The following is a 2690-nucleotide window of genomic DNA, read 5'->3' as shown; positions in this document are numbered from 1 at the left end:
GAACGGACGGAACAGCGGACGACGGCCCCGTGCGCGGCCTTCGGGCCGCGCGGCCACGGGGCCGCCCCGGCCCCGGACGCCCCCGGCCGGGTCACTCATCGGGCTTCTCCTCGGCCCGGCGGAACGGACGGAACAGCGAGCACCGCCCGCCCCCCACGCCGCCGCCCGGCCGCACGGCCGCGGGTGCCGCCCGGCAGAGACGGACCCCGGCCGCCGAGCCGTCGGCGGACCGCCCGCGCGCATCGCACGGGCCTCGACGGGCCGGCCCGTCGCGCCGGCACCCACGGCCGGACCGGTCACTCATCGGAAGCCCCTTCGGCCGTGGCGCGGCGGACGGCTCGGCGGGCGTCGGCGCGCCACGCGTTCCCCCGGCCCGGCCGGTACGTCTCCACCACCAGTTCGACGGCCCGGCGCGGCTCCGTCCGCCCCGCGATGCCCGGCAGGGCCTCCTCCAGCACCACGCCGCCCGGGTACCGGGTGAGCCATCTGGCCAGGTGGCACAGGTGCAGCGGATTGCCGAGGTCGACGGGCTGCGGCTTGGGCGCGCGCAGGTGGGCCACGAAGGCGTCGCCCGGGGTGCCCGCCGGGTCGGCGGCGGCCGGTACGGGGTGAAGGAAGAGCTGCTCGGACAGGCCGAGCCGGGCCCGCCAGCGCGCGACGGCCGTGGCGGGGACTCCGTCCGGGCCCGGGTCGGCGGCCAGGTCGGCCCGCAGGGCGTCGAGCACCCCGGCGGGCAGGTGCCAGCGGCGGCGGGCGAGGATGACGTGCCGGTGGCGCAGGCGAGGGGTGCGCCGGACGCTGCCGCCGGGCGCGGCCAGGGTGGTGCGCGGCAGCAGCGGGCGGAAGTCGACGGCGCCGTTGGGGTGGTCGGCGAGCAGTGGTCCGATTCGTTGGGGCAGCATGACAGGGGCGAGGAATCCCAGGTAGAGGACGTCGAGCAGTTCGCCGGTGCTCCGCAGTCGCAGGCGGAGCTGGTCGTCCGCGAGGTCGTGCACAAGGTCGAGGTCGGCTTCGGCGAGGCTGGTCCACCGCCGGTCGGGGCCGATCTCGTCGGCGAGCAGCAGCGGGTGGAGGTTGGCGTTGAAGCCGCCGACCGGGCGGACCTGGGCGGCGCGGGCGCCGTCGCCGAGCCCGGCCCGCAGCGCCCGGGAGACTTCGTCGGCGGCCCACGGGGCCGTGCCGTCGAGGAACCGGCTGGTGAAGCGCCCCCACCCGCCGTAGACGTGGTTGACGCACAACAGGCCGTCCACGGAATCGCGTTGGAGGAACCAGGAGTAGCCGAGCGGCCGGGCGGCGGTCCAGTCGGGCAGCCGGTCCGCCAGGGCGCGGACCAGCTCGGCGGGGAGCAGCAGTTCGCCGTCCGTCTCCGGGAGGTCCGCGAACTCGGCGCGCAGCTCGGCCAGTTCGCCGGGCGGCGCCGCCTCGGCCCAGGCCTGTGCCGCCTCCGCCCCGAAGTCCCACGGGGTGTCACACACCCCGCCCGCCCCGTAGCGGGCGACGAACCGGTCGCGGGCCGCCCGGCGCATCAGATGTCCGTGGTCGAACAGCTCGGCGACCGCGGTGAGTTCGGCGATCGCCACCTGGTCCGCCGGCCCCGGACGGTGCTCCGGCGGCGCCGGTGCGTGGACGTCCTCGCTGAGCACGCTGAGCGGCGCGGCCTCGTCCGGCACGGGCCGTCCGGCGTCGGCCGGCACCCGCCGCCAGTCCTCGGCGAGCGCGGCCAGCAGCGCGGGCCGGCGCCCGCCCGGTGCTTCGGCCAACGCCTGGGTGTCCAGGGCGAGTCGATCGACGCGCTCGGCCGTCTCGGTGCCCTGCGGCCACTGCCGGAGCCAGCCGGCGAGGCTGCGGAGCGGCTGGGGGTCCTGCGGGTCGACCGGCTCGGTGGGCACCAGCAGTCTGGCCGCCAGAAGCCGATCGACGAAGCGGTGCGCGGCCGGGTCCTCTCCCGGGCGGCCGAGGGCCTCGCCGAGCCTGGCGGCGAGCCGGTCCGGCCGCTCCGGGGTGGCCGCGAGCGAGGCGAACAGGGCCAGTTCGGGCCGGTCGGCGAGTTCGACCTCCTCCTCCCGGGTGACGAGGTAGCGCCCGCCCGCGAACACCACCTCGGCGCGGGCGTAGCGGGCCCGGCCGTCGGCGGTCCGGGCGGCGCCGGCCATCCGGTGCGGCAGGGTCCGGCTGCGGCGCGGTTCGTCGAGCAGGGCCTGGACGAGTGCGGCGACCAGCGCCCGGTTCTCCCGGACGACCGCGCGCGGTTCTCCCGCCTCCGCCTCCCCCGGGGGTCTCTCCCCCGAGGCCCAGCCGACGGCGGTGAACCAGGACAGCGGGCCGGTCTTGGTGGTGGCCCGCAGGGCGTGGCGCAGCACCGCCGCCTCCTCCTTGCGTGCCCGGCCGCGCGGCTCCCCGCTCGCCCCCGCCGTACGGTCCACGGCGCGCAGCAGTTCGGCGCTGGTGAGCGCGACGGCACGGGTGAAGGCGGGCTCCCGGCAGATGCCCGCGAGGGCGGCTCGTTCGGCGGCCAGGGCAGGCGGAACGGCGTCCGCGAGCGCGGCCAGCAGCGCCCGGGCGGCGGCCGAGGCGAAGGGCTGGGCGGGCCGGGCTAGGACGGTGGAGCGCACCAGGGCGTGGTCGGCGGTGTACGCGGCCGGGGTCGGCGCCTGGGCACCGCTGGTGGCCCGGTCCTCCCGGGACAGGGC

Annotated in this window: 1 protein-coding gene; it reads right to left on the bottom strand. The window is 78.5% G+C overall.

Annotation, left to right across the window (positions count from 1 at the left end):
* Positions 1-296: 296 nt before the first annotated feature.
* Positions 297-2690, bottom strand: a 2394-nt coding sequence (locus ACFRMQ_RS39970) for a lantibiotic dehydratase (protein WP_380735821.1), incomplete at its 5' end; no start/stop codon positions are given.

The organism is Kitasatospora sp. NPDC056783 (assembly GCF_042789895.1).
GTDB lineage: Bacteria > Actinomycetota > Actinomycetes > Streptomycetales > Streptomycetaceae > Kitasatospora.
The sequence above is the reverse complement of the archived record's forward strand: the minus strand, read 5'-3'. Positions and strand labels throughout refer to the sequence as shown.